20 protein-coding genes are annotated in these 19,401 nt (G+C 64.9%); 2 read left to right on the top strand and 18 right to left on the bottom strand.

What is annotated here, in order from left to right:
- Window positions 1-109: 109 nt before the first annotated feature.
- The 16 genes from ACZ6YA_RS15780 to ACZ6YA_RS15705 form a co-directional block, all read right to left on the bottom strand.
- Window positions 110-1,069 carry a PDR/VanB family oxidoreductase gene (locus ACZ6YA_RS15780; protein ID WP_465898041.1) on the bottom strand — a complete coding sequence of 320 codons (960 nt, stop codon included), beginning with the start codon at window positions 1,067-1,069 and terminating at the stop codon, window positions 110-112.
- Window positions 1,070-1,083: 14 nt separating this feature from the next.
- Window positions 1,084-2,118 (bottom strand): Rieske 2Fe-2S domain-containing protein, encoded by a 1,035-nt coding sequence (locus ACZ6YA_RS15775; protein ID WP_465898040.1) that lies wholly within the window; start codon window positions 2,116-2,118, stop codon window positions 1,084-1,086.
- Between the two features lie 20 nt (window positions 2,119-2,138).
- Window positions 2,139-2,366 (bottom strand): recombinase-like helix-turn-helix domain-containing protein, encoded by a 228-nt coding sequence (locus tag ACZ6YA_RS15770; RefSeq protein WP_465898039.1) that lies wholly within the window; start codon window positions 2,364-2,366, stop codon window positions 2,139-2,141.
- 10 nt (window positions 2,367-2,376) lie between these two features.
- A complete protein-coding gene (locus ACZ6YA_RS15765) occupies window positions 2,377-3,345 on the bottom strand; it encodes a VOC family protein (RefSeq protein WP_465898038.1) in 969 nt (322 codons plus the stop codon).
- Entirely contained in the window at window positions 3,342-4,820 is a 1,479-nt protein-coding gene (locus tag ACZ6YA_RS15760; RefSeq protein ID WP_465898037.1) for an aldehyde dehydrogenase, read from the bottom strand. The genes ACZ6YA_RS15765 and ACZ6YA_RS15760 overlap by 4 nt, the downstream gene beginning before the upstream one ends.
- A 10-nt stretch (window positions 4,821-4,830) precedes the next feature.
- Window positions 4,831-5,634, bottom strand: a complete 804-nt coding sequence (locus ACZ6YA_RS15755) for an aspartate dehydrogenase (RefSeq protein WP_400795656.1) — start codon at window positions 5,632-5,634, stop codon at window positions 4,831-4,833.
- A gap of 10 nt (window positions 5,635-5,644) precedes the next feature.
- Window positions 5,645-7,327 (bottom strand): thiamine pyrophosphate-binding protein, encoded by a 1,683-nt coding sequence (locus tag ACZ6YA_RS15750; protein ID WP_465898036.1) that lies wholly within the window; start codon window positions 7,325-7,327, stop codon window positions 5,645-5,647.
- On the bottom strand, window positions 7,320-8,117 hold the full coding sequence (locus tag ACZ6YA_RS15745) for an SDR family oxidoreductase (RefSeq protein WP_465898034.1): 798 nt from the start codon (window positions 8,115-8,117) through the stop codon (window positions 7,320-7,322). The genes ACZ6YA_RS15750 and ACZ6YA_RS15745 overlap by 8 nt, the downstream gene beginning before the upstream one ends.
- Before the next feature lies 1 nt (window position 8,118).
- Complete coding sequence (locus tag ACZ6YA_RS15740) at window positions 8,119-8,931, bottom strand: IclR family transcriptional regulator (protein WP_465898048.1); 813 nt, start codon at window positions 8,929-8,931, stop codon at window positions 8,119-8,121.
- 5 nt (window positions 8,932-8,936) lie between these two features.
- Entirely contained in the window at window positions 8,937-9,779 is an 843-nt protein-coding gene (locus tag ACZ6YA_RS15735; protein WP_465898033.1) for an alpha/beta fold hydrolase, read from the bottom strand.
- A 4-nt stretch (window positions 9,780-9,783) separates the two neighbouring features.
- Window positions 9,784-10,323 carry a cupin domain-containing protein gene (locus ACZ6YA_RS15730; protein WP_465898032.1) on the bottom strand — a complete coding sequence of 180 codons (540 nt, stop codon included), beginning with the start codon at window positions 10,321-10,323 and terminating at the stop codon, window positions 9,784-9,786.
- A gap of 15 nt (window positions 10,324-10,338) precedes the next feature.
- On the bottom strand, window positions 10,339-11,103 hold the full coding sequence (locus ACZ6YA_RS15725) for an SDR family oxidoreductase (RefSeq protein ID WP_465898031.1): 765 nt from the start codon (window positions 11,101-11,103) through the stop codon (window positions 10,339-10,341).
- Window positions 11,103-11,879, bottom strand: coding sequence for an ABC transporter permease (locus ACZ6YA_RS15720; RefSeq protein ID WP_465898030.1), 777 nt, complete (start codon window positions 11,877-11,879; stop codon window positions 11,103-11,105). Before ACZ6YA_RS15720 ends, ACZ6YA_RS15725 begins: the two co-directional genes overlap by 1 nt.
- Window positions 11,880-11,894: 15 nt before the next feature.
- Window positions 11,895-12,890 carry an ABC transporter substrate-binding protein gene (locus ACZ6YA_RS15715; protein WP_465898029.1) on the bottom strand — a complete coding sequence of 332 codons (996 nt, stop codon included), beginning with the start codon at window positions 12,888-12,890 and terminating at the stop codon, window positions 11,895-11,897.
- 31 nt (window positions 12,891-12,921) lie between these two features.
- Window positions 12,922-13,752, bottom strand: coding sequence for an ABC transporter ATP-binding protein (locus ACZ6YA_RS15710; RefSeq protein WP_465898047.1), 831 nt, complete (start codon window positions 13,750-13,752; stop codon window positions 12,922-12,924).
- 317 nt (window positions 13,753-14,069) lie between these two features.
- Window positions 14,070-14,957: a DMT family transporter gene (locus ACZ6YA_RS15705; RefSeq protein WP_465898028.1), complete on the bottom strand. Its 888-nt coding sequence runs from the start codon at window positions 14,955-14,957 to the stop codon at window positions 14,070-14,072.
- Window positions 14,958-15,198: 241 nt separating this feature from the next.
- Here ACZ6YA_RS15705 and aceK point away from each other — a divergent pair, with 241 nt between their 5' ends.
- The gene (aceK, locus tag ACZ6YA_RS15700; RefSeq protein ID WP_465898027.1) at window positions 15,199-16,908 is read left to right on the top strand and encodes a bifunctional isocitrate dehydrogenase kinase/phosphatase; all 1,710 of its coding nucleotides are present in this window, start codon (window positions 15,199-15,201) and stop codon (window positions 16,906-16,908) included.
- A gap of 103 nt (window positions 16,909-17,011) precedes the next feature.
- Here aceK and ACZ6YA_RS15695 read toward each other — a convergent pair whose 3' ends face one another.
- Complete coding sequence (locus ACZ6YA_RS15695; RefSeq protein WP_465898026.1) at window positions 17,012-17,872, bottom strand: DUF6279 family lipoprotein; 861 nt, start codon at window positions 17,870-17,872, stop codon at window positions 17,012-17,014.
- A gap of 132 nt (window positions 17,873-18,004) precedes the next feature.
- Between ACZ6YA_RS15695 and ACZ6YA_RS15690 the strand changes: the two genes are divergently transcribed.
- Window positions 18,005-18,841 (top strand): CvfB family protein, encoded by an 837-nt coding sequence (locus ACZ6YA_RS15690; protein WP_465898025.1) that lies wholly within the window; start codon window positions 18,005-18,007, stop codon window positions 18,839-18,841.
- A 2-nt stretch (window positions 18,842-18,843) separates the two neighbouring features.
- Here the strand turns inward: ACZ6YA_RS15690 and ACZ6YA_RS15685 are convergent, their stop codons facing one another.
- Window positions 18,844-19,224 (bottom strand): hypothetical protein, encoded by a 381-nt coding sequence (locus ACZ6YA_RS15685; RefSeq protein ID WP_465898024.1) that lies wholly within the window; start codon window positions 19,222-19,224, stop codon window positions 18,844-18,846.
- Window positions 19,225-19,401: the final 177 nt, after the last annotated feature.

The following is a 19,401-nucleotide window of genomic DNA, read 5'->3' as shown; positions in this document are numbered from 1 at the left end:
TTGGACGAGGCGAAAACCGCGTCCAAGCCTCAAATGTGTAAACCATGTCCCCGGTTTACTATGTAAACGATGTCTCCGGTCGTACACCCGCGAAGGGGGCGGCGCCGATTCAAAGGTCGAGCACCAGGCGCCGGCTCTTGCAGCCCGATACACAGACCATCATCGATGTGTTGGCCGCCCGCTCAGCCTTGCTCAGCACGCCGTCGCGGTGGTCGACATCGCCTTCCAGCACCCGCGTCTCGCACGAGCCACAGACCCCTTCGCGGCAGCTGTATTCGATGTCGCACCCGGCTTCGAGCAGCACATCGAGCAGATTCAACCCAGGCTCGACGCTGAGCGTCTTGCCCGACTTGCTCAGCTCGACGCTATAGCTGCCCAGCGCATCCTCCGACGGCGCCACTTCGGCAGCGGTAAACCGCTCGATATGCGCATGTGGGTAGCCTAAGCGTTCGCAGGTCTGCTCGAAGGCATCAAGCATCGGCGTCGGCCCACAGCAATAGAAGTGCGTATCGGCAGGCCGCCCGGCCAGATAGCCGGCCAAGTCCGGCAAGCAGCCCTTTTCATCGTTGAAGTGGTAGACCACCTTCGCCCCCAGCCCGCCGATCTCCTCCAGCAGCGCCGCCTCGGCGCGCGAGCGGGCGCAGTAGATCAGCTCGGCCGAACGCCCCAGCGCCAGCAGTTGGCGGAACATGCAGTAGATCGGCGTGATGCCGATCCCGCCGGCCACCAGCACGCTGTGGCTGGCGCGGGTGTCGAGGGCGAAATTGTTGCGCGGTTGCGAGATCTGCACTTGCGTGCCCACCCGCAGTTGCTCGTGCACGTAGCGCGAGCCCCCACGGCTGGCGCGGTCACGCAGGATACCGACCACATAGCGGCCCTGGTCGCTGGGCGCGTTCAGCAGCGAGTAGCTGCGCACCAGGCCGTTGGGCAGGTGCAGGTCGATGTGCGAGCCTGCCTCGAACGGCGCGAACACGGTATCGCCCCACGGGCGCAGCTCGACGCTGATGATGCCTTCGGCTTCATGGCGCAGGGTGTGCACCAACGCGCTGACGGTGGAAGAGTTGGACATCGGTCACCTCAGGCTCAGGCCAGTTGCTGGGTTTCGATCAGGGCCAGTTGTTCCTTGGCCTTGGCCTTGAAGTAACGGCGCAGGCGTACCACGCCGAGGTCATGCTGGTAGAGGTTTTCACGCTGGTTGGCGTCGAACTCCATGAACTCCAGCAGCACCCGGTCCTGCTCCAGCACCGCCCAGTGGCGCGCCTCCAGGCGGTTCTTGTAGAGGAAGCGCCAGGTGTCGCGCTGCCAGCCGGTCAGCGGCCGTGCGCGCCAGTGGAACACGGCAGACAGTGCACGGCTGCTCGGGGTGTAGCTGCCGATAATGGTGAAGTTGCCGCCTGGGCCGCCGGTTTTCGGGTACGGAATTTCCAGGCGCATCCAGTGGCAACCGTTGTCGAGGAATTCGGTCCAGTCGAAGTTGACCCCGCGTTGGCCTTCCTTCTCGAAGACGAAGCCCTGGTCGGTGTCGCGGGTGACGAACCGGGCGGTGGCTTCACCTTCGCTCATGGAGTGCGACATCTTGTGCAGGTAATTGCCGTGCATCGGGTCCATGACGTTGTCGAGCACGTAGCGGTAGTCGCCTTTCCACTCGGTGTAGCAGAGGAAGCTGCTCCATTCGGGCGACGTCAATTGCTCGGGGAGCACCAACTCTGGCGGCGTGTCCAGGTGTGGGTCGGTGGCATTGAACAGGAAGATCGCCCCTGCAGCTTCGCGGGTATGGAACATCCGCGTCGGGCGGCTGCCTTCGAGCTTGCAGCCCGGGCTGCCGGGCACTTTGGTGACGGTGCCGTCGCAGCGCACTTCGACGCCGTGGTAGGGGCACTGCAGGCGGTCGCCCAGTACCGGCCCCTGGGACAGCGGCGCACCGCGGTGCGGGCAGTGGTCTTCGAGGGCGTGAACGCTGCCGTCGTTGTCGCGCCACAGGGCGATCTTGTAGCCCAGGCGGCGGATCGAGACGGGTTTCTCGCTCAACAGTTCCGACGGCAAAACCGGGAACCAGAGGTCTTTCAGGCCATTGGCCAGGTGCTGCTCAACAGGGTCGACGGTAATCTGCATATTCATCTTGTTTTACCTCCAGCGGGTCATTCGCCCAGCCGTGCCATCAGGGTTTTGAATGCGTCTTCGGTCCACTCGCCGCTGGTCAGCGGGCAGGGCGGGCCAGCCAGGTTCAGGTGCGCGAGCAATTCGCCTAGCGCGCTCACGCCATTGCCGTAGGCGCGCTCGATGGAGTCGCCGAGCAGGTCTTCGAACGGCGTGTTGGGACGTTTACGGGCTTGATGCGGCTGCAGGTAAACCTCGGTTGTACTCATGGGATACACCTCAATTGTTCTTGGGCTTGTCGGTGAGGAATTTGCCTTGCGGCGCTTCGGCATGCTGTTGGCGCCGGGTGTTGCCATCGATGCCGCCGGCGATCGCCCATTCGGCGAAGACCGTCGGGCCGGGTTCGAAATCGCGCGGTTGCCAGTCGCCGGTCAGCTGGTCTTCGTCGGCGTAGTACTCGACCAGCGCGCCAGCTGGATTCTTGAAATACCAGAAGAATGCCGACGACACCGGGTGACGGCCCGGGCCGATCTCGGTGGCCCAGCCGCAGCGCGAAATATGCATGCCACCGCCGAATACCTCGTGCAGGTCACGCACGGTGAAGGCCACGTGATTGAGTCCGGCGCGCGGGGAGGGCAGCTGCAGCATGAACAGGTCGTGGTGGCCGCCTTCCTCGGCGGTACGCAGGAAGGCACCACGGTTGGGGTAGCGGTCCGAGGCCTGGAAGCCGAAGCGCTCGTGGTAGAAGGCTTCGCAGGCGTTCACGTCCTTGACGAAGAACACCACGTGGCCCACTTCGATTGGCGTGGCACGCTCGTAGACCGGCGCCGGCTTGTTGATCCGGCCCTTGGTCTGCCAGGTGTTGTGGCCGCTGCACTCGATATCCAGCGCGCGTTTGCGGGTGACCTGCAAGCGGATCGCCAGGCCGTTGGGGTCGGTGCAGCCGATGCGGCCGTTGCCTTCGACGAAGCCTGGGTCATTGGCGATGCGCTGGCTGTACAGCGCCAGGTCGGCCTGGCTTTCGACGCCCCAGACCACTTCGCGCACGGTCGAGCCGGGTTCGATGGCCGGCGGCAGGCCAGGTTTGTCGAGGGCGGCCAGTACCACGCGGCAGCCGTTGAGGGTTTCGAAGATCACCTCGTCAGGTTGCTCGCTGACTTTCTTCAAGCCCCAGTCGGCGAAGAAGCGCGCGCAGGTGGCGAGGTCTTCCACGCCGTAGGTGACTTCGTCGATGCCCAGTACGCTCATTGCCCTGCCTCCACGACGGCCCAGGCCAGCGGCTGTGTGTTCATGCCCCAGTAGAGGCTCTTCTGTTCCATGTACTGCAGGATGCCCAAGCGGCCTTTTTCGCGGCCCAGGCCGCTGTCACGCCAGCCGCCGAAGGGCGTCGAGATGGAAAACTGCTTGTAGGTGTTGATCCACACCGTGCCGGCCTGCAGCTTGCGGCCCAGGGCCCAGGCGCGTTTGTAGTCGCGGCTCCAGATGCCGGCGGCCAGCGCATAGAGGCTGTCGTTGGCCTGGGCCAGCAGTTCGTCTTCGCTGTCGAACGGCATGGCCACCAGTACCGGGCCGAAGATTTCTTCCTGGCACACCTGCTGGTGATTGCCCAGGCCCTCGAGGATGGTGGGCGGGTAGAAGTAGCCCGCGCCGCTCGGGCGTTCGCCGCCCAGGCGCAGGCGGCCGCCTTCTGCCAGGCCCAGGGCCACGTAGCGTTCCACCGACTCGCGGTGGGCGGCGCTGATCAGCGGGCCCATCTGCGTGCGCTCATCGGCAGGGTCGCCCAGGCGCAGTTGCGCGGCGGCGGCGGTCAGGCGGGCCATGAATGGCTCGTACAAAGCGCGGGCGACGAACAGCCGCGAGCCAGCGATGCAAGCCTCGCCGGATGAGCTGAAGATGCCGTACAGCACACCGGCCACGGCATGGTCGAGGTCGGCATCGTCGAGAACGATGGTCGGCGACTTGCCGCCCAGCTCCAGCGACACCGGCATCATCTTGTCCGCAGCGATATGGGCGATGTGCTTGCCGGTGCGGGTGCCGCCGGTGAACGATACGCGCTTGACCAGCGGGTGACGGGTCAAGGCGTCTCCGAGCAGCGAACCCTTGCCCGGCAACACGCTGATCAAGCCCTTGGGCAGTCCGGCGTCTTCGCAGATCCTGGCCAGCTGCAAGGCCAGCAGCGGGGTGATTTCCGCCGGCTTGATCACCACCGCATTGCCGCCGGCCAGGGCCGGGGCGACCTTCTGCGCCTCGCTGGCAATCGGCGAGTTCCATGGGGTGATCGCTGCGACCACGCCCATCGGCTCGTACACGCTCATGCTGACGAAATCACCGCGCGACGGGGTGATGGTTTCTTCCAGCGTTTCGCAGGCAGCGGCGAAGAACTGGAAGGTGCCCGCCGCGCTGGCGACCAGGGCGCGGGTCTCGTTGATCGGCTTGCCGTTGTCCTGGCGCTGCAGTTGCGCCAGTTCCTCGCTGCGCTCGCGTATCAGCCCGGCGATGCGGTACAGCACGGCGGCGCGCTCGTGCGGCTTGCGCTGGGCCCAGCCGCTGTGCAGAAAGGCCTGGTGCGCGCCTTGTACGGCGGCTTCGACATCGTCCAGGCTGGCGGCATTGAGCCAGGCGACCGGCTCGCCCGTGGCGGGGTAGCAGGTGGCGTAGCGTTCACCACCGCCCAGGCGCCAGGTGCCGGCGATGCAGATGGGTAAGGTCTGTTCCAGTGTCATTGGCAGTCCCCTAGATGGAAATGGCATGGGCGTGGTTGCCGAGGGCACGCACCACGCTGTAGACGGTCAGCGCCGAGGTCTTCGGGTTGGCCGCCAGCGGTTTGCCGCGCAGGCTCATCTCGAAGCGGCCGAAGGCGCCGCGGGCTTCGACCTGGTGCACGTTTTCGTCGCTGTGCGGGTCGGCGATCAGGGTCACGCGGGTGCGGTCCAGGCCCAGCCCGGCCAGCGACAGGGTGGCTGCTACGTTGGCGTTTTTCGGGTAGAGCCGCGCCGCTTCACGGGCGCTGCCGTCGAAGATCACCGTCGCTTCGCTGAGGCTGTCCAGCGTGCACACCTGCTCGGCTGGGGTGTGCTTCCAGGCCTGCGCCGGTTTGCGGCCGATGTAGGTGACCGCATCCAGGCCGCCGACCTTGGCCGCCGACAGCGCATCGATGCCGCCGATGGCGCCTGGCAGCAGCTCGATCCGCGTGTTGCCGCGTGCCGCTGCCGCTTCCAGGCGTTCCACCAGGCCAGGCTCGGACAGCGCGCCGACCGAGACGATCAGGCAGGCGATGCCGCGCTCCAGCGCCGGCAGGACATGCTCTTCGATGGCCTTGTGGCCGGCGCACTCGACCAGCAGGTCGGGGCGTGCAGCGGCGGGCAGGGCGGTCAGCACCTGCGGTGGTTGGCGGAAGCTGGCCAGGCGCTGGCGTACCAGGTCTTCGGAGCCGGCCGAGGCGATCACCGCATCGACGCACAGCTGCGGGTCTTGCTCCAGCAGTTCCAGCACACTGACGCCAATGGCGCCGCAGCCGATCATGGTGATATGCAACATGGCGGGGTCCTCAGGCCGTGGCCTTCTGCGCCTTGGTTTCGCTGTTTGGGGGGCCTGCGAACTGGGTGGCGAAGCCGCCGACGCTGAGCATGTCCACTTCCAGCAGGAACGGGCCTTGCTCGCCCAGGGCGCCTTCGAGCACGTCGCCGAAATGTTTCAGGTCGCTGACCAGGCCGTGGCGCAGGCCAAGCGATTCGGCGAGCTTGCTGTAGTCCGGCGTGTGCAGTTCGACGTAGGCGTGGCGGGCGCCGTAAATGGCGTCCTGGATATTGCGGATCACGCCGTAGCGCTGGTCGTTCATCAGCAGGATGACCACGTTGGCTTTCTCCTGCACCAGGGTCGCCAGCTCGCCCAGGTTGAGGATGAAACCGCCGTCGCCGGCCAGGGCGAACACCTTGCGCCCGGGTGCCGTTTCTGCTGCCGCCACCGCCGCGCCAATGCCCATCGCCAGGCCCTGGCCGATGCCGCCACCGAGGGCATGCACGCCGGAGAGCGGGTGGTAGAGGTTGAGCAGGCGGTTGCCCCAGATGCTGTTGGACAGGGTCACGTCGCGCACCCAGGTGAAGTTGCGCCCGGTCTGTGCCTGCAACTGCTCGACCAGTGCCGAGTACGGGCCGAGGTCGGCGACCAGCTGCTGGCGCGATTGCTCGCGCACGTCTTTGAGTTCGCTGAGGAAGTCCGGGTCGATGTTCAGGCGGCCTTGCAGGCGGTCGGCCAGGCCTTCCAGGGCCAGCGCGGCATCGCCGCAGATGAACAGGTCGCTGGGGTAGCTGCGCCCTTCGATGGCCGGGTTGACGTCGATGCGCAGGGTGGTGCGTGGCAGCTTCAGGGCGTATTTGAAGGTCTCGTTGCTGCGCAGGCGCGAGCCGGCCACCACCAGCGCATCGCAGGTCTGCATGAAGCTTTCGACCCGCTTGTTCTGCGAGAACGCTCCCAGACAGCGAGGGTCGTCTTCGTTGACCACGCCTCGGCCCTGGGTCGAGGTGATCACGCCGACGCCCATGTCCAGCAGGCGCTTGACCTGCGCGCCGGCATGCCGGGCGCCACCGCCCAGCCACAACAGCGGGCGGGTGGCGCTGGCCAGGCGTTCGGCGACCAGGTCGAGGGCCTCGGCGGCGGGGGCGGCGACCGGGATCGGCAGCGGCGACAGGTCACTCGGCATGGGGATGAAGGCCGACTGGATATCGATCGGGATTTCCACGCTGACCGGGCCGGTGGGCGCGGTCAGGGCGGTCTGCACGGCCAGTTTCAAAGTGCTCAGCGCGGTTTCCACGCTGCGCACGCGGAAGGCCGCCTTGGACACGGCCTTGAGCATGGTCAGCTGGTCGCGCGCTTCGTGGATATAGGCCAGCTCCTGGTCCAGGTACGGCGTTTCGATCTGCCCGGTGATGTGCAGCAGCGGGGTGCCGGCGGTCAGCGCTTCGACCATCGCCCCGGCCGCGTTGCCGGCGGCGGTGCCGGTGGAGGTCAGGCACACGCCCAGGCCGCCGCTGCTGCGGGCATAGGCATCGGCCATGTTGGTCGCCCCGGCTTCACCGCGGGCCATGACGAAGCGGATGTTGCCGCGCACGGCGAAGGCATCGAGGATCGGCATGTTGTGGATCGAGATCACGCCGAACGCCGCCTTGACGTCGCATTGTTCGAGGAACGCGGTGATGACGGCACCGACGGTGACAGTGTTTTCGTTACGCATGGCGGGACAAGCCTCCGGATACATCGATATGACTGCCAGTGGTGTAGGCCGACAGGGGCGAGGCGAGGAACAGGATCGCCTGCGCCGCTTCCTTCGGCAGGCCAAGGCGGCCCAAGGGAATTTGTTTGCGTTGCGCCAGCTGTGCGGTCCATTGCGACCAGTCCAGCTCGCGCTCTTCGCGGGCCTCGAAGCGGCGTCGCCATTGCCCGGACTCGACCAGGCCGATGAGGATGCCGTTGACCCGGATGCCGTGTTCGGCGAATTCGAACGCCATCGAGCGCACCAGGTTCTTGATCCCGGCACGGGCGGCCGACGTGGCGACCATGTGCGGCTCGGGCTGGCTGGCCAGCAGCGAGTTGACGCAGACGATCGAGGCGTTGGCCTTGCCCTGCAACTGGGTCATGAACGCGCGTACCGGGTGGATGATCGAGAAGAACTTGAGCTGCAGTTCGTCGTGCCAGGCTTCGTCGGTGGTGCTGGCGAAGGTCGACACACGGCCCTGGCCGGCATTGTTCACCAGCACCTGGGCCGGGCCCAGCGCGGCCAGGCTGGCGGCGGCGAAGGCCTGCACGGAGCAGGCATCCAGCACATCACAAACGTGCGCCAGTAATTGCGCTTCGGGGAAGCGTTCGCGCAGACGCGCTTCGGCGCTGCGCAGGCGGTCTTCGTTGCGCCCGCAGAAGGCCACGCGGGCGCCAGCTTCGAGCAGCAGTTCGACGCAGGCGTAACCAATGCCGGACGAGCCGCCGGTGACGATCACCGTGCTGTCCTGTAATTGATAGGGGTTCATCTCAGTCCCTCATCAGAGCAGTGACGTGGCCGCTGCCGGGCCGGTAGTTGAGCAGGCGTGACAGTTCATCGGCGCTACCGCGCACCTGGCCGAGCAAGTTGTCGAAATTGACGTGGCCGATCTGCACGGTGGGGATGGTCAGGCCCAGCGCGGCGACCACTTGACCGCTGGCGTCGCGCACGGGCGCTGCCACGGTGGAGATGCTCGACTCGAAGAAACCTTCACCATTGACGTAGCCGCGCAGGCGGTCGGCCTGGACCAGGTCGAACAGCTCCAGAACGGTTTTTGGCGTGCACGGTGAGTACTGTTCCAGATGCTCTTCGGGGTACAGCTCGCGCAGCTCGACCAGGCTGAGGTCGGCCAGCAGGATGCGCCCGAGCACGGTGGCGTGGGCCGGCAGGCGGGTGCCGACGGTGACCGCGCTGGAGAACACCGACGGTGGCGAAACCTTGGCCACGTAGACGATCGAGCGGCCGTCGCGCACCACCAGGTTGCTCGGGTAGTTGAGGTGGTCGCACAGCCGTGCCAGCAACGGTTGGCCCAGTTCGGTCAGCTCCAGCGACGCCAGGTATTCGAAGCCCAGGCGCAGCACCGACATCCCCAGGCGGTACTCGTTGCCGCTGCGGGTGACGAAGCCCATGGTTTCCAGAGTGGTCAGCAGGCGGAAGATGGTCGAGCGCGGCAGCGACAGCCGCCGGGCCAGCTCGGGGGCAGTCAGGGTGCGGTTCTGCCGGCTGAATTCACACAGCAGCAGCAGGCCGCGTTCCAGGCCCGGGACAATGTACTTGTCCTGGTTTTCCTTCAACGGATCCATATCGTTCATAGCACGCTACCTGTGAAAGAGGCGTCCAGGGCGCGGGCCAGCAGGCCCGTCACCGTGTCAGGTTGTTCGATGGCGCAGGCATGGCCGGCGCCGGGTATCAGCTTGAAAGGCGCGCCCAGGGCTGCGGCCAGGGCCGCACAATCCTTGGCGGGGGTGATGCTGTCGACGCTGCCGCAGTGCACTTCGCAGGGCACTGCTTGGCTCGCATAGCGCAGCAGGGCGTCGCCGCACAACAGTTCGATGGCCTGGCGGTAGCCGTGGGGCTGCAGCCGCGCCATGTTCCACTGCACCCAGGCCAGAGCCTCGCGGCTGGCGCTGGCCGACAGCAGGTGTGCGCTGCGCTCGCGGGCCATGTGCTCGATGCCCATGTGTTCCAGGCTGTGCAGGCGCTTGCTGCGCACGGCTTGGCCTTGTTCGGGCTGCGCCCCGTAACCGCGTGCCGGGCTGATCAGTATCAGGCGGCTGACGCGCTCGGGGTGTGCCTGGGCGAAGGCGCTGGCGGTCAGTGCCCCGAGGGAATGGCCGACCAGCACGCAGCGTTCGATGCCCAGGGCGTCGAGCGTCTGCAGCAGGCGCGCGGCATAGTCCTGCGCCTTGGGTGCGGCCATCGCCAGGGGCGTGGACCGGCCGTAACCCGGCGCATCCCAGGCGATCACCCGGGCGCGCTCGCTCATGCCCATGGCCACCTGAAGCCAGCTGGCCGCACCCGAGCCGATGCCATGCAGCAGCACCACCGCCTCGCCACTGCCGGCCTGGCGCACGGCCACTTGGCAAACGTCCAGGTGCAGCAGGCGTTCGGCGAAGCGCTGATCGAGCAGGGCGGGAGAGGGCATGAGCATCGGCTTACCCGCGCTTGATCGAGGCCAGCGGGTGCGCTGGCGGGTAGGTCGGGGTCACCGGCTTCTTGGCGCCGAGCATCACGCACATCAGCGCGTCTTCATCGCCCACGTTGATCTCTTCGCGGTACACCCCTGGCGGCACCGAGATCAGGTCACGGTCGGTGAGGATGGTCTCGAAGCGTTCGCCGTCTTTTTCGATGATGACCTTGAGCTTGCCACGCAGCACGAAGAACACTTCCTCGACGTCGGTGTGCAGGTGCGGCGGGCCTTCGTGGCCGGCCGGGATGACCATGGTGGAGAAGGTGAAGTGCTCGGACGCAATGGTGTTCATGTCACTGCCGACACCCGTGCCACCGGTGCCCACGTAGCGCATCTGCGCGCGGCGGAACTTGGGGTCGAAGTCGGCCTGGAACTTCAGCGCGTCCCAGTCGTAGCGGCGGGTCTCGTAGCGGGCGATGCGGGTCTGCATCCAGCCGGCCAGGTCGGAACCTTCTGGTTGGTCCCAGGTTTTCGGGGTGGCTTGCTGCAGGGAAAGGTCGGTCATGGCGGTCTCCTTTGCTCAGGGCATGACGAACCCGCCGTTGACCGGCAGGGTTTGTCCAGTGATGAAGCGCGACAGGTCGGACAGGGCGAACAGCACCGCGCCACTGACGTCGTCAGGCAGTTGTGGGCGCTGGATGGCCCGTTGTTCGGTGTACATCCGGTGGCGGGCCTCGGGCACGTAGGCGGTGGCTTCGACCAGTACCAGGCCAGGGGCGATGGCGTTGACGGTGATATTGGCGTTGCCCAGCTCGCGGGCCAGGCTGCGGGTCATGGCGATCACCGCGCCCTTGCTGGCGACATAGGCCAGCAGGTTCGGCGCGCCCCACAGCGGGGTGTCGGAGGCCAGGTTGATCACCGCACCACGGCCACTTTCACGCAGCGCCGGCAGGGCGGCGCGGGTCATCAGCCAGGTGCCGCGCACATTGACCTGCATGACCTGGTCCCAGGTCTCGATGTCCAGCTCTTCGCAGCTCTTGCCACCAGAGTTGGTGATCGACGCGTTGTTGACCAGGCCGTCGAGGCCGCCCAGACGCTTGACCGTGCGTTCGATGCAGGCGTCGATCGAGTCGGGGCTGGCCAGGTCCAGGCTGACGCCGCTGACGTCCAGGCCCATGCCGTTCAGTTCGCAGGCGGCCTGTTGCACGCGGCCGGCCAGCACATCGGCGATCACCACCCGGGCACCGGCCTGGGCGATGGCCTGGGCAAAGGCATAGCCCAGGCCGCGAGCACCACCGGTGACCAGCACGCGGCGGCCAGCAAGAAGGTTGTCGAAGCTGCTCATCATTGGCTACTCAGCATGGCTTTGGGGAGGTAATGCAGCACGCGCTTCTCGGCCCAGACCACGGCGCCGTAGGCCAGCACGCCGATCATCGTGAGCATGACGATGGCCACGAACACCCCGGCGGTGTTGCCCTGGCCTTCGGCGTCCACCAGCAGGAACCCCAGGCCCTGGTTGCCACCGACCAGCTCGCCGACGGTGACCCCGATGACGGCCAGGGTCGAGGCGATGCGCAGGCCGGAGAACAGCGCGGCCATGGCCGAAGGGAATTCCACCAGGCGGAAGATCTGCCAGCGGCTGGCGTTCATGGTGCGCACCAGGTTGATCATGTCCGGGTCGACGGTGCGGATGGCCGAGAGCACGTTGATCATCACCGGGAAGAACACGATCAGGATGGCGATGAGGATCTTCGGGTAGATGGTGTAGCCCAGCCACATCACGAACAGCGGGGCGAAGGCCACCTTGGGGGCGATCTGCAGGGCCAGGATGTACGGCGACAACATCGCTTCGGCCGATGGCGACAGGCCCAGCGAAACACCGATGGCCACGCCCAGCAGGGCGCCGAGCACGAAGCCGACGATGATCTCGAAGGCGGTGATCAGGGTGTGTTCGAGCAGGCCGCCGGAGTGCCACATCAGCAGGCTTTCCTGGGCCACGCGGCTCAGTTGCGGCATGACGAACTCGGGCATGCCGACCAGCCCCGGGCCCCATTGCCAGAGCGCCAGGAACAGGACCAGCAGGGCGACGCTGCCGGCCACGGATGGGTTGAGGTTTCTCATCGGGCGGTTACCTTGTTATTTGGCCGCGGTGCGGGTTTCGATGAACTGGTTGCTGTACAGCTCGTCGAGCTTGGGTTCGCGAGGGACGATGCCTTCGCTGACGTAGAACTTGCGCACGCTGTCCAGGCGCGCCGGGTCAATGCGGCCGAGTACCGGCTGACCGGCGTAGACGTACTCCACGTACAGGCGCAGGGTTTTCTCCAGCGACGCTTCCTTGCCGGCGTAGGCCGGGACGGCGCGGGCGAAGCTGGCGGCGGCGGCCTTGGGATCGTCGATGATGTCCTGCAGGCCGCGCAGGGTGGCCTGGACCACGCCACGGACGATCTCGGGGTGGTGTTCGATGGCGTCGTCGGAAGCGAGGATCGCCTGGGCCATGCTCTCGAACACTTGCTCGCGCGGGATCAGCGCGTACTTGAGCCCGGCGTCCTCGGCATTGATGACCCAGTCCGGCACACCGGCCATGGCCTGGGCCTTGCTGGCCGAGAACAGCTGCCATACGCCTGACGGCCCGGCGGCCTGGATGTCCACGTCGTCCTTGCTCAGGCCGGCCTTGCGCAGCGAGGCGAGCAGGGCGTAGTAGGTGGTGTCGGAGTAGGACATCACGGTCAGGGTCTTGCCCTTGAGCTGCTGGATCGACTGGATGTTCTCGCCGGCATTGGTGGCGATCATTGTGACACCGCCGCCGCCGAGTACGGCCACTGCACGCACCGGGATGCCATTGGGGCGGACGATGATCGGCGTGTCGCCGATGGCGCCGCCGACCAGGGCATTGCCGGCGCCGATCTGCTTGGCCACGTCGACACCGCCCTTGGCGGCGATGAAGGTCAGGTCCAGGTCCTGGGCCTGGTAGTAGCCTTTTTCCTTGGCGATGATCCACGGCGCGAACGCCGGCAGGCTGGGCGGGGCCGGCAGCAGGTAGGTGACCTTGGTCGGTTCGGCCTGGGCCGTCAGGCTCAGGGCCAAGGTAGCCACGGCGGTGAGCGCCACGCGCTTGAAGTGTGTGGTGAACATGCTAACTCCCGAGTGATGAGTGGGGCGTCGGTCAGTGCAGGTCGAGGTCTTCGCCGACCTTCAGCAGATCCATCAGGCGGCCGGCGAGCGGGCCGATTTCCGGCAGCTTGCGGCGCTCCAGGGGGTTGTTGCGGTGTGGCAGGTCGATCTCGATTTCCTCGATGATCGTGCCGGGGCGAGCGCTCATCACCAGCAGGCGGTCGGACAGGGCGATGGCCTCGACCAGGTCGTGGGTGATGAACAGGGCGGTCTTCTTTTCCTCGAACAGCATCTGCGCCAGGTCCTGTTGCAGGATCATCTTGGTTTGCGCATCGAGGGCCGAGAACGGTTCGTCGAGAAACAGCACCTGCGGATCGATCGCCAGAGTGCGGGCGAGGGCGGCGCGCTGGCGCATGCCGCCGGACAGCTGGAATGGGTAGTGGTCGGCGAAGCCTTGCAGGTGGCAACGGTTGAGCAGATCTTCGGCGATGACCTTGCGCTGGGCGGCGGGCATGCCCTGGATCTCCAGGCCCAGTTCGACATTGCGGCGGATGCTGCGCCACGGCATCAGCAGGTCTTTCTGCAGCATGAAGGCGACCTTGGGCACCGGGCCGTTGACCACTTCGCCGCTGACCAGCACCTCGCCCACGGTGGGGCGGTAGAGGCCGGAACCCATGTTGAGGATGGTGCTTTTGCCACAGCCCGACGGGCCGATGATGGAAACCACTTCGCCGCGACGGATCTGGAAATTCACCCCACGGATGGCGAACGGGGCCTCTGCTTGGCCTTTGGCCGGGAACGCTTTGCCGACGTTGCGAAATTCGATTTCCGTTACTGCTGCGTGGCGCGGTTGTTCATGCCATTGCGGGGCGATTGCGTACATCTCTTTCACAGCCATGGGAATGTTCTCTGGTCTGTTTTATAGGTGATACGCCGTTTAGTGCACGAACAATGCCAGGTGTGGAATCGCGCTTAAATATTAAGAAATGGCTTATTTATTAGTGGGTTGCAGTATTAAGGTGATTTAGTTGTTGTTTTATATATGAAACAAGGTTTTCTATATGGCACGAAAATGCCCAGCGACCGCGCAAGAGGTTGTGTTCGTGCGAGGTAGTTGGGCATTTTGGGTAACGCAACAAAACTTGGTTTTACAGGTGAAACACCAGCGTGAGAGCGGCTTCAGCCGCGAACACCGGCCCCCTAAGCTGTTTGCGAACGAGGCGCGGGCTTCAGAACAAGCCAAAGGGCAGCGGCAATCAGCAGTCCGCCGTATAGATGCCCCATTGACAGCGACTCATCCAGCAACCAAGCGCCCCACAGCACACCGAACACCGGGATCAGGAAGGTCACGGTACTGGCCTTGACCGGCCCGATCTCGGCCAGCAGGCGGAAATACAGGATGTAGGCGAAGGCCGTGCACACGAGGCCCAGGCCCAGCAGCGACAGCCACACCTGCCAGCCACCCCAGCTGGCGGGCGGCTGGGTGAGCGCGCTCCAGGCGAACACAGGCGTTAGCAGCAGCGTGGCGCCGAGCATGCTGCCGAGCGCCGACAGGCGGCTGTCCAGGCCGCTGATCCAGCGCCGCGCCAGGAAGCCGGCAAAACCGTAACAGGTGGTCGCCGCCAGGCAGGCCAGCGCGCCTTGTAACAGGTTCAGGTCCAGGGCTACGGGGCCGGCGCCGCTGAGGATGCCGACACCGAACAGGCCAAGGAATATGCCGCACAGTTTGGGCAGGGTCATCGCCTCGCGGAAGAACAGCGCGCCGATCAACACGCCCATCAGCGGTGTGGTGGCGTTGAAGATCGCCGAGTAGCCAGCCGGCAACACTTGCGCCGCCACTGAATAGAAGGTGGCTGGGATGCCCGAGTTGATCATGCCCAGCACCAGGCAGGCGCCCAGCTTGCCCTCGAAGTTCCAGCGCACCCGTGCTACCGCGAGGATGGCGATCAGGCCCAGGCAGGCGATCGACACGCGGAAGAAAGCGGTGGGCACGGTGCCGAGTTCCGGGGCGATGATGCGCATGAACAAAAAGCTCGCCCCCCAGACGGCGGCAAGGGTCAGCAGGCGGGCTAGGGCGATGGGGCTCACGGCGGTCTCCGGGTACAGGGCAGGGCGCGAGTGTACGTGATGGCGGACCTGGGGTTCTTGTCCTTTCTTGCGGTGTGAATCCATGCTGGCCTCTTCGCGGGTCAAGCCCGCTCCCACAGATTCACCACACAACCCGGATATTTGTGGGAGCGGGCTTGCCCCGCGAAAGGGCCGGCGCAGGCACCCCATCATCAAGAGTCCGACTAAGCTGTTTATCTCACCCCCCCCCGAGGTGTCCCGCATGACCCAGCACTGGCCGGCCGGCGAGATCGCCCGGATGATCCTCGATGGCTTCGACGACTACCGCGAGCATTTTCGCCGCATTACCCTCGGCGCCCGCGAGCGCTTCGAGCAGGCGCGCTGGCAAGCTATCCAGCGCTCGGCGGCGGCGCGGATCAACCTGTATGAACAGAAGGTCGGCGAGGTCAACGGCTGGCTGCGTGATGCGTTCGACGACGAGGTGCTATTGGAGGTCGAGCAGTGGCCGCTGGTGAAAAGTGCCTATATCCGCTTGATCGACCCACGTCTGGACGATGAACTCTCGGAGACCTGGTACAACTCGTTGTTCTGCAGCCTGTTCAGCCACGACCAGATCAGCGACGGCTGCATGTTCATCCACACCACCCGGCCGTCGATACGCAGCCATCAACGCGCGGCGCAAACCCGCACCTATTCCCCTGGGGGCAGCCTCAAGAGCCTGCTGCGGGCGATTTTCGATGACTATGGCTTTGCCTATGGCGATCTCGACGGCGACGTGTCGCGCCTGGAGCAGCAACTGAAGGAGTGCCTGCCGGATTGGGTATGCAAGGACCCGGCCCTGGCCGTGGAACTGTTCGTCCCCGTGCTGTACCGCAACAAGGGCGCTTACCTGGTCGGCCGGTTGTACAACAGTGACGAGCAGTGGCCGCTGGTGATCCCGCTGTTGCACCGCGAAGGCCATGGTATCGAGGCCGATGCGCTGATCACCGACGAAGCCGAGGTGTCGATCATCTTCTCCTTCACCCGCTCGTATTTCATGGTCGATGTGCCGGTGCCGGCGGAGTTCGTCAATTTCCTGAAGCGTATTCTGCCGGGCAAGCACATTGCCGAGCTGTACACCTCGATCGGTTTCTACAAGCACGGCAAGTCAGAGTTCTATCGTGCCCTGATCAACCACCTGGCCAACAGTGATGATCGCTTCGTCATGGCCCCCGGTGTGCGCGGCATGGTCATGAGCGTGTTTACCCTGCCGGGCTTCAACACGGTGTTCAAGATCATCAAGGACCGCTTCGCGCCTTCAAAAACGGTGGACCGCGCTACGGTGATCGACAAGTACCGCCTGGTGAAGAGCGTCGACCGGGTGGGGCGCATGGCGGATACCCAGGAATTCGCCGATTTTCGCTTCCCTCTAGGCAAATTCGAGCCTGAATGCCTGGCGGAATTGTTGGAAGTAGCGGCGTCCACCGTGGCCCTGGAAGGCGACACGGTGCTGATTCGCCACTGCTGGACGGAACGCCGCATGACCCCGCTCAACCTGTACCTGGAGCAGGCCAGCGAAGCGCAGGTGCTCGAAGCGCTGGAGGATTACGGCCTGGCGATCAAGCAACTGGCGGCGGCGAACATCTTTCCTGGCGACATGCTGCTGAAGAACTTCGGGGTGACCCGTCATGGCCGGGTGGTGTTCTACGACTATGACGAGATCAGCTACCTGACCGAGGTGAACTTCCGCCACATTCCGCCGCCGCGTTATCCAGAGGATGAGATGTCGGGCGAGCCGTGGTATTCGATCGGACCACATGATGTGTTTCCCGAGGAGTTTCCGCCGTTTCTGTTTGCCGATATTGGCCAGCGGCGGTTATTCAGCCGGTTGCATGGGGAATTGTATGATGCGGATTACTGGAAGGGGCTGCAGGCGTCCATTCGGGAAGGGAAGGTCATTGATGTATTTCCCTATCGGCGCAAGGGGCGGTGACCTGGGTTGCCTGTGCCGGCCTCTTCGCGGCTAAAGCCGCTCCCACAGGTATTTCCGCATAACCGGTGGGAGCGGCTTTAGCCGCGAAGAGGCCGGTACTGATTCAACCTTTCAAGCACTTGAGTTCACTGAAATCGGTACGCACCTTGGCCAACCGCGCCTGCAAAAATTGCCGCTGCGCTGGGCTGCTCTGCTGCACCAGGTCGATCATCAAGCTGCGAGCCTGCTGCTCACTGTTCTGAAAGGCCAAGCGGTACTCCGCAGTCCACAGGCTTTCCTTACGCTGCAGCAGTTGCGCCAGGCGCGGCTCGAAGCTGGCATCGCCACGTTGGTTCATGGCCAGCAACAGCTGTTGCTGCCAGTGCGCGCGGTTGGCTATCGCTTGGCGGTTCTGGTCGCCCAGCGCCTGTGACCAGCGTTGCACACGTTGGCGTTGGCTCACCGTCAACTCGCCAAACCAAGGTTCAAGACGTTTCTCCATGCGTTCGGCGCGCCGTGCGATCTGCTTGGCCAGCGGGGTCTCGACATACTTCTTTTGCCGTTCGTTGATATCGTCACGGAACGCATCGCGCATTTCCGCGACCTGAGCATCGCTCATGCCGCGCAGCAGCTCGCTCGCAGACGGAGTGATCGCTGCCGCGACGCGGCCAATCGCCTGGCGCGCCTCGACCGTACGCTGTTGCACGGCCTGGTCGGTGACCTGGTCTTCGGCAACCATGCTGCGCACACGGTCCAGCCAGTCCAGGTAGCCCGGGAGTTGTGTCTTGCAGTGCCAGGCCAGCTGCTGCTTGAGCCGTTCGTCGAGCAGGGTTTTCTGCTCGCTGTTCATGTCCAGGTAGTCGCTGAGCGACCAGGGTACCAGCCGGTCGAGGTTGCGGTAGGCCAGGTCCATGCGGTTGCAGGCCACCAGTGCCAGGGCCAAGGTGGTGGCGATGAGCAGGGCTTTGAACAGGCGTGTAGGCATGTGCTGTTCCTTGCAAGGTGACTGGCCACTCGGTAGACGCAAGGGGATCGCGGCGGTTCCGCCGAATCAGCGGTCGGGCGGCGCGCTGGCTTCAGGTGTAGAATAGTCGCCTTGTCTTGAGGAACATCGGAAATGGCTCTGCTTGGGCGTTACAACAGTTTGCAAATCGTGAAACACGTGGAGTTCGGCCTTTATCTGGACGGCGGCCCCGACGGCGAGATCCTGCTGCCCGGGCGTTACATCCCGAAAAACGCCGAAACCGAGGTCGACGACTGGCTCAACGTATTCATCTACCTGGACAGCGAAGACCAGCTGATCGCCACCACCGAGAAACCCAAGGTGCAGGTGGGCGAGTTCGCCAGTCTCAAGGTCAAGGACATCAACGGTGCGGGCATCTTCCTCGATTGGGGGCTGTCCAAGGACCTGCTGATGCCGTACTCGGAAGAGGCGCGGCCACTGAAGATCGGCGATTACTGCGTGGTGCACGTCTACCTCGACAAGCGCACCAAGCGCATCACCGCCACCTCGCGTCTGGACCGCTACCTCGACCGCACGCCGGCCGATTACCAGGTTGGTCAGCCGGTCGAGTTGCTGGTGGCAGGCGAAACACCGATGGGTTTCAAGGCGATCATCAACAACCGCCACTGGGGCCTGATCCACAAGAACGAAATCTTCAAGTTCATGCGCTCAGGCATGCACGAGAAGGGATTCATCAAGGAAGTACGCCATGACGGCAAGATCGCGCTGAGCCTGCAGCCGGTTGGTCAGGCATTGGCCGATGGGCTGCATGAGCAGATCATGCAACGCCTGGAAGCCGAAGGGGGCGTGTTGCCGGTGTGCGACAAGAGCGACCCAGAGGTGATCAGCCGCATGTTCAACGTCAGCAAGGGCAACTTCAAGAAGGCCATTGGCGCGTTGTTCAAGCAGGGCCGCATCGTCATCCATGACGACCGCATCGAGCGGGCCTGAGGTCAGGCCTGCACGAAGGTGCGGAAATCCAGCTGCTCGCCACCCGGGCGGGTGTCGCGCAGCAGCGAGTCGCGGTCGGCGCTCAGCGCCAGGCTGATGGTCGAGCGGCGTTTGCCGGGGTTGCGCACTTCCATCTGCTCCTGATGGGCCTTGATGAAGTTGGTCGGCACCTTGAGGTGCTGCAGTTCGTCGCTTTCAGGGGTGTGCAGCAGCAGGTTGACCCAGTCGGGCTGGCCTTTGCGCAGCAACGCCACCGGCACTTCGAACCACCACAGGTTGCGTTTGCGGTCGAGGATGGCGAACAGGGTGTTGGCGCTGGTGAGCACCGGCTTGGCCAGGGCCTGGTTGCGCCGTGCGATGGCGGCGGGTTTGTCGAGTTTCATGCAGGTTCCTGCGGTGTGACGCTATAAAGGCCTGCATTGTGAGGGGTGGCGGGTAGCTGAGCAAGGTTTGCCAGCTGCTTGGCCTGGCCCGGCCTCTTCGCGGGCAAGCCCGCTCCCACAGGTTCAACATTGCCTTCAAGAGCAGTGCTGTTCATGTGGGAGCGGGCTTGCCCGCGA

Source organism: Pseudomonas sp. NPDC090752, assembly GCF_055584805.1.
The sequence above is the reverse complement of the archived record's forward strand: the minus strand, read 5'-3'. Positions and strand labels throughout refer to the sequence as shown.